The sequence below is a fragment of the Streptomyces sp. NPDC002868 genome (genome assembly GCF_055563295.1).
Map to the genome: position 1 here is coordinate 18,774 of NZ_JBVHDR010000036.1, position 6,680 is coordinate 25,453.

7 protein-coding genes and 2 pseudogenes are annotated in these 6,680 nt (G+C 66.1%); 4 read left to right on the plus strand and 5 right to left on the minus strand.

Annotation, left to right across the window (positions count from 1 at the left end):
* A pseudogene (locus ACZ3H8_RS38590) lies at nt 1–103 on the plus strand (IS5-like element IS4811 family transposase); the annotation flags it as partial.
* Nucleotides 104–178: 75 nt separating this feature from the next.
* Here the strand turns inward: ACZ3H8_RS38590 and ACZ3H8_RS38595 are convergent.
* Nucleotides 179–319, minus strand: coding sequence for a hypothetical protein (locus ACZ3H8_RS38595; RefSeq protein WP_467409775.1), 141 nt, complete (start codon nt 317–319; stop codon nt 179–181).
* On the opposite strand from ACZ3H8_RS38595, the pseudogene ACZ3H8_RS38600 reads away from it, so the two are divergent.
* A pseudogene (locus ACZ3H8_RS38600) lies at nt 291–579 on the plus strand (transposase); the annotation flags it as partial. The gene ACZ3H8_RS38595 and the pseudogene ACZ3H8_RS38600 sit on opposite strands and share 29 nt — an antisense overlap.
* Before the next feature lie 239 nt (nt 580–818).
* Here the strand turns inward: ACZ3H8_RS38600 and ACZ3H8_RS38605 are convergent.
* Nucleotides 819–1,325: a hypothetical protein gene (locus tag ACZ3H8_RS38605; RefSeq protein ID WP_467409763.1), complete on the minus strand. Its 507-nt coding sequence runs from the start codon at nt 1,323–1,325 to the stop codon at nt 819–821.
* Between the two features lie 327 nt (nt 1,326–1,652).
* Here ACZ3H8_RS38605 and ACZ3H8_RS38610 point away from each other — a divergent pair, with 327 nt between their 5' ends.
* Complete coding sequence (locus tag ACZ3H8_RS38610) at nt 1,653–1,955, plus strand: hypothetical protein (RefSeq protein ID WP_467409766.1); 303 nt, start codon at nt 1,653–1,655, stop codon at nt 1,953–1,955.
* 154 nt (nt 1,956–2,109) lie between these two features.
* Nucleotides 2,110–2,538, plus strand: a complete 429-nt coding sequence (locus ACZ3H8_RS38615; RefSeq protein ID WP_467409767.1) for a hypothetical protein — start codon at nt 2,110–2,112, stop codon at nt 2,536–2,538.
* Nucleotides 2,539–2,793: 255 nt separating this feature from the next.
* Here the strand turns inward: ACZ3H8_RS38615 and ACZ3H8_RS38620 are convergent, their stop codons facing one another.
* The 3 genes from ACZ3H8_RS38620 to ACZ3H8_RS38630 all read right to left on the minus strand — a co-directional run bounded on the left by ACZ3H8_RS38620 (nt 2,794) and on the right by ACZ3H8_RS38630 (nt 6,547).
* Nucleotides 2,794–3,378, minus strand: coding sequence for a hypothetical protein (locus ACZ3H8_RS38620; protein WP_467409768.1), 585 nt, complete (start codon nt 3,376–3,378; stop codon nt 2,794–2,796).
* Between the two features lie 93 nt (nt 3,379–3,471).
* A complete protein-coding gene (locus ACZ3H8_RS38625; RefSeq protein WP_467409770.1) occupies nt 3,472–5,061 on the minus strand; it encodes a NucA/NucB deoxyribonuclease domain-containing protein in 1,590 nt (529 codons plus the stop codon).
* A gap of 154 nt (nt 5,062–5,215) precedes the next feature.
* Nucleotides 5,216–6,547, minus strand: a complete 1,332-nt coding sequence (locus tag ACZ3H8_RS38630; protein WP_467409773.1) for an IS701 family transposase — start codon at nt 6,545–6,547, stop codon at nt 5,216–5,218.
* Between the last annotated feature and the right edge of the window lie 133 nt (nt 6,548–6,680).

The following is a 6,680-nucleotide window of genomic DNA, read 5'->3' on the forward strand; positions in this document are numbered from 1 at the left end:
GTCGTCATGGCTGATGCATGCCCGCCGGCACGCGCGGGACTACGAACGGCTCATCCAGCACTCCGAAACCCTGATCACCTGGGCCGCCATCACGCTGATGACCACCATCTCACCCGGGGCAAGAAGAGCCTGACACGCCTGCCCGTCACCCCGTCCCGACTGACGCAGGCCGCCTGACCTAATCGGCGGACTCCGGGCCGTCCTTCTTGCCGAACCGTTGGTACCAGCGCAGGGCGCCGAGGCTCCGCCACAGCGCACCGAGCTCGAACTGGCCTGGACTGAGTCCGGTCTCGCTGACGGCGGTGCTTGACCAGCGCAAGCTGCTGGCCAGGCGGATCGAGGAGCTGCTGGAGGCCCACCCTCTTTCGAAGGTCCTGACGGCGATGCCGGGGGTCGGCGTCAGGACCGGCGATCCTGATCGAGGTCGGCGACGGCAGCACCTTCCCGACCGCCGGCCACCTCGCCGCCTACGCCGGTCTCGCCCCTGCGACCCGCAGCTCCGGCTCCTCGATCCGCGGCGACCACGGAAGCGAGCGCAGTCGAAACAGGGTACGGAGCCAACTGCAGACAAGCGTCTTCGACCCAGAGCCCCGACTCCGAACCGGCGCGACACCGTGAGGCGGTGGCCGCGGCGCGTTGCACTGCGCAGCGCCTAGGCACGACCCAGCAAGGTGGCGAGCGGCGCACCTGCCGGTCACGGTCCCGGGGCTACGGCCCGGCGCGAGCGCGTCGAACCACCGCTGAGCCTCCTCATGGTTGGCGCCGCACCCACTGGTTCCCAGGGGAGGCCGTTCCGCTGGTCCAGCGTTCGGTTCTGGTCAGCGGCCAGCGCTTCCTATGGTCACTCTCAGCCCGCGCCACCAGCGCTTGAGCGCGTTCTTGCGGTAGGGGTCGTAGGTGCCGTCCCTGACGAGTGCACGCAGGTGCGTGAACTGACCTTCCGCTCTGGTTTGCAGGACCCCATCCGTGACATCCGTCCATGCCTGCCGGACAGGCCATCTGGAGAGCTGCGACTGCATGCCGATTCGCCAGTCCGCCCATGCATCGTCCGAGACCCATCCCTGCTCCCGAGCCGAGATCTCGTCTTCGCACAGCCGCAAGTAGAGCAAGGCCACTCGACGTCCGTCGGCCGCAGGTTCCGTGCCCACTGGCTCCTGTTCGCCGGCCACCAGAGCCTCCTGAGGCAGGGTATCCAGCAGTTGCCAGTAGCGGTTCAAGTAGAAGTCCTCGACCTGACGGACACGCTGGCGGCTCGACAGAACGGCATGCCAGAGCAGGGCGAAGAAGGCGGCAAGGACCGTCAGGATGGAGAGAGCCGTGCTCAAAATGCCTCCTCAAGAGCGACCGCCACAGGACCGTCCGAGGGCCGATCACTGACGGGGTGTCAGACTCGCGCCATGGCAGAAGCACTCCTGGGCAGCCTCATTGGCACCATTCTGGGCGCCCGATCGCACTGGCGGGCACGTACTACGTAGTTCGTGACACCCGCAGGGGCAGGCAAGAGGCTGTCGAGCATGCGGCCATGGCCAGACTCCTGGAACAGTTGCGTCTCATACGTGTGGAGGTTCACCGGCTCGACGACGGCACCAACCGCACCGAGTTCGCAGAGCACTGCCGTAGCGCCATCCTGTCGTTCGGCGATCGCGAACTCCGTGACCGGCTCAAGGCACTCGGTCGATCTGATCGCCGAAGCAGCGCACGAATCGCACTTCCTTTACAGGAACCGAGAGGTATCAGCACCCACGCTCCGATTCTTCGGCCGCCAGGACATCATGCGATGCCTTGAGGCGCGCCGCGATGGAACGCCGCTGCCGCCACCGGATGAACGGTGGACCGCGACCCAGGCTTACAACGACTACGGCCAGTACCCCGCCATGCTTGAGGAGCAGGACATCCAGCGCGGCCAAGCCCTGCGCGGTGGTCAGCAAGGCCCCGCAGGCCAGGCAAGGCAGTGAGAGTGGCGTGCCGAGGCACCTGAGGTGCGGCAGCAGCGCAGACGGTACGAGCGGAAGTTGTCGTGCGCATCGGCCGAGCCGAGGAGACAATGGAAATGTCTGGCCAGGGGCCAAGGAGGCAGTGATGCCGACAGGGCGGAGCAGGATACGCGCGGTGGCAGTGACCACGGCCTTGTCACTCAGCCTGATCTCGGCCTCCGCCGCGGCCGTGCCCCAACAGGAGAGGGACGCGTCGGCGCCGGTCACTGTGTGCTTCCCCGCACAGCAAGAGGTGGCGCCTCTGCCAGGTTTCGAAGGCTTGTACAAGCAATACAACAACGAGCAAAAGAAGTGCTCAGTCGTTCAGAACACCTCAAGTGACAGGGCGCTCCGGATGTGGGGGAACGGCGTGATCGAGGGACCGATCCGGCTTGAGAACGCCACCGGATGGATCCGCACAGCCACCGCGTCGGCAGTTCAACGGGGCGGCGAGGTGGTGATCCTGCCAGGTGAGAGCGTTCACCTTTTCTCACCGCCCCCGGCCACCTATTTCATTGATCTTGCCGACGCAAAGGCGTCCCAGTACTCCAGTCGCACTTCGTGATCTGACGGGGCGGCAGGTGGTTGTGAGGGTGCCGGGGCATGGGTGAGGCCGCCTGGTGATCATGGTGTTGTGACGCATCAAGAGCCTCAGACGGCCTCTGCCGTCAGCAGAGATCCATCGGTGTTCCAGGAGAAGTTCGACGAGCTCGCGGACGAGCTCGCCCCGCTCTTCGCCCGCCGCGAGCCGACTCGTGGGCAGCACAGCCCTCCCACCTGTCGTACCATCCGGCAGACTGCTCGACACGCAGCGCTGTGACTACGAGCCGCCGTGAGCGATACCGGAGTACCAGGCGCCGCCCAGGTCGAGGCCGGCCAGTCCTGTCACTGCGCGGATGGCTCGAGGTGCGAGCTCCTCATTCCGGATGGGTGGGTTGGCGATGTCCTCGTACGGGCCTTCCGGGGGGAAGCCTGCCTCGTTGAGCGCTTGCGTGAGCGGCTGCCCTGGGGCGCCCCAGCGGCGACCGGTGTACATGTCCAGGCCACACCACGCGTCGCTGGTGTCGATGCACCTCATCCTCGCATCCTCATCGTTCTTGGACAGGAACACGGCCCGCTCGCCCGGACGACGAAGCTGCTCAAGAACCTGCCGGTCGCAGCAGACGAACCCGGTCAGCCCGAACGTCTCGACGACCAGCGTCCACGTAGGGCTGACACGGGAGGCGACGAGGAGGATGCCGTCGTCTTCAACACCTTCGTCATCAGCTTCACGGAGCGCGGCGAGGGGACCATCGACCTGCTGGATGCTGCCGGCGCCGATGGCGTGCAGAGCGTTCTGCGGGGCGAGTGGGGTGAAGGTGTAGGACCAGCCGCCGAAGTCCCTCTCAAGCGTCTGTATGTCCACGTGGGGCCTCCTGGAACGGGAACGGCGCCACCCCTATCAGCTGGGGTGGCGCCGTGATTCTCGCAGGCCGCTGCGACAGTCAGAAGCCGGTGGTCACCAGTCGACGATCTGGACGTAGAAGCGGTCGTTGTACTCCGCCGGGAGCGTCGCGTCCCACGCGAGGATGCGGTGGTTCCGCATGTAGATCATCAGGGTCTGGCCGGCGGAGCCGTTCTGCTTCCCGTTGACCGCTCGGACGGAGAAGTCCCAGTCCGGGTTGGCGGCGCCTTCCAGGGTGGTGCGGAACGGGTACTCGTCGCACTCCTCACCGTTCGCTGTGTCCGTCTGCAACGCCGGCGGAAGCCCCGTGGTGGAGTATTCGCCGGTCGATGCGCAGGCATTGTCCTTGTGCCTGGTGTTCGCGGTCAGCTCGGCCTGGTGGAAGTCGCCGTGTATCCGGTGCAGGCCGGGGGCGTTGTAGTCCATCAGCCACTCGCCGGGGAACTTCTTCGCCGTGGTCTTGGTGGGGTAGGTGCTGTCCGGGGTGTTCTGTGTGTCATAGATGTGTTCGGCGACCGCCAGGTGGGGGGAGTCCCAGGCACGGGAGTACATCATGCGGGGGATGGTCTCCAAGAAGACACAGCCCTCACCCCAGGTCGAGTAGATGTAGTAGGCGGAGTCGCAGCGGATGATGCGCTTGACGACCGACGCCTTGTTGACGGTCTGGTATTGGCCGGTGTCGGTATAGATCTGCACGTGCGACTGGTGGGCGAGCTGCTTGTCCCGCCCGTAGCCCTGGGTGGCTTCGCTGTTGATGTTCCAGTAGAACCAGGTGTCACTGCTGTCCCAGTTTTGCCAGTCCAGGGTGATGGGAGGCTGGGTTGCGGAGCATCCGGAGCCAGTGCCGTAGCAGTTGCCGACAACGGTCAGGTCGATGCCCGGAGCGGTAAAGATGTCGTCGTACAGGCCCCACTGGTAGTCAACGGAGTCCGGTTCCATCTTCGCGAAGATCCGCATGGAGCGAGCAGTGTTGTACTGCTGCTGGAAGAACCGCATCTTGCCGATGGTCTTACCGACGTGCTCGGGCGGCTGGTTGGTGCTGATCTTGTAGTAGTCGACGGTGATCGTCGCACGGGAGCACGAGGAGAACCGGTCGATCACCGCGTCGAAGTTTTCGGTTCCGCCGAAACACATGTTCTCCAGTGCGGTCGGCGGGGTGGTTCCGACGGGGTAGCCGACGGTGCTCTCGTTCAGGTCGTAGACGGCCGTCGGGGTCATGGTGATCTTGTCGCCGCCATCGGTGGTGGCGGTTTTCGCGGCGCGCCCGAAGTCCTTGTACGGATGCTCCTTGGCCTGCTGATTGGCCTCGTTCGCCAGGTCGTACGCGGCGTCGAGCGGGAGAGGTTTGCTGTCCTTCACCTTCCGCTCGGAAGTCTTCCCGCCCGGTTTAGGAGGCTCGGGAGCTTTCCCGTCCTTGGCTGCCTTGACGCGCTCACGGGCCTGGTCGATCTGCTCCTGAGTGATGTTGGCTTTCAGATGGATGCTGGTGTCCGCGGTGGTCGCGTACTGCGGCTGGATTTCCCGCGATTGCGACACCTGAGCGGTCGTGTCCTGTTTAGTGCCGTCTTGCTGGAGCGGCAGTACGCCGGCGAGCGCTGCGGCTGCGGCGATGGCAGCCACGCTGGGCAGGAGTTTGATACGCACGGATCCCTTTCAATCGAGCGTGTACATGTCACACGCGAAAGGGGAACCTACCTCAACTATCCGATCTTGAACAGCGCGCACAGACGCGACGAAGGCCCGCACCCAGTACTCCAGTTCGCACTTCGTGATCTGACGGATCGTCGGGATGGAGGGTTCAGTCGAGGTCGGTGAGGCGTCGCTTGTAGTGATGCCAGCGGGCGCGGGCTTGGTGGCGGCGTCGCCAGGCGGACCACTGCAGGTGGAAGACCATGCGGCGGGCGGCGAGAGCGGCGGGCAGATCTTCCAGCAGGACGGTCAAGAGCTGGAACAGGCGGCGGGCCTCCGTGACGGTCAGGGCGATCTGCCCGAAGTCTGCGGGCGGTTCGGCGGTGGGGCTGGTCGGCAGGACCGGCTCGGGATGATGACGCCGGTCCAGACTGGCGATCACCGAGAGCAGGGCGAGGGCGGCCATCGCGAGGATCGCGTGTCGGCGCCAGGAGCGGTGGCGGCGGGCCTGGGTGTGATCCAGGCCGACGGCGTCCTTGCCGTTGGCGAAGTCCTCCTCGACCGTCCACCGGATTCCGGCGATCTTGACCAGGTCGGCCAGGGCCATCGAGCGGCCGGGCGGCGCGTAAGTGTAGAAGTAGGACAGGTCGGTGGGGTCGGCGATCGAGCGGCGGACCAGCAGGTGGTGGCGCGGGTCGGCCGTGGCGACCAGCGCCCAGTCATAGACGCGCGGACCCTTGGCGCCCTGCCCGCACGAGAGCCGGTTCCAGGCCCGCTTGGGGACTCTCTTCGCCGCCAGGACATCGGCGCGAATCGGGCCGACGCCGGGGGGAACGGCGAAGTTGGCACCTACGGCGAAGACGTATCCGACGGTGTTGTCCTCGAAGAAGCCGCGCAGAGCGGAGCTGCGGCCGTAGACCTCATCGCCCGCTGCCCAGTCCACTTCGACGCCGGCCTCGAGGGCGCGCCGGGCCTGCCGAAGGGCGAGGGCGGTCTTGGTGCAGAAAGCGAAGTCCGCTCCCAGTCCGGCCCGTTCACACCGCTCGGGGTCCTCGGCCCAGTGCTTCTGCACGTAGAGGTCGCCGTCGATCAGGCAGTGTCCGAGCGCGCTGGCGAAGGTGCAGTACACCGCGACGACGGCATTGCTGACCTGCCCGGTCGTACCGGTGTATTGCCGTCCGACTCCTGCGGTGGCCTCGCCCTTCTTCTCCTGGCCGGTGTCGTCGAAGACCAGGACTGCGCCGGGCGCGGCCAGGTGGCGCACGGCGAAGCGGCGTACCGCATCGCGGGCCGCTTCCTCGTCCCAGGCCGCCTGGTAGAGCAGGCGCTGCAGCCCGAAGGCACGCGACCGCCCGGCATGCTCGGCCATCGCCCAGCAGTTCTTGCGCGGCAGATCCGCCAGCAGCCCACGCAGATAGTCAAGGGCATGCGCCCGCGGCTCGCGGCGGGCGAAGAGCGGGGCGAGCTCGTCCGCGAGCTCGTCGAACTTCTCCTGGAACACCGATGGATCTATGCTGACGGCAGAGGCCGTTTTGAGGCTCTTGATGCGTCACAACACCATGATCACCAGGCGGCCTCAACCATGCCCCGGCACCCTCACAACCACCTGCCGCCCCGTCAGATCACGAAGTGCG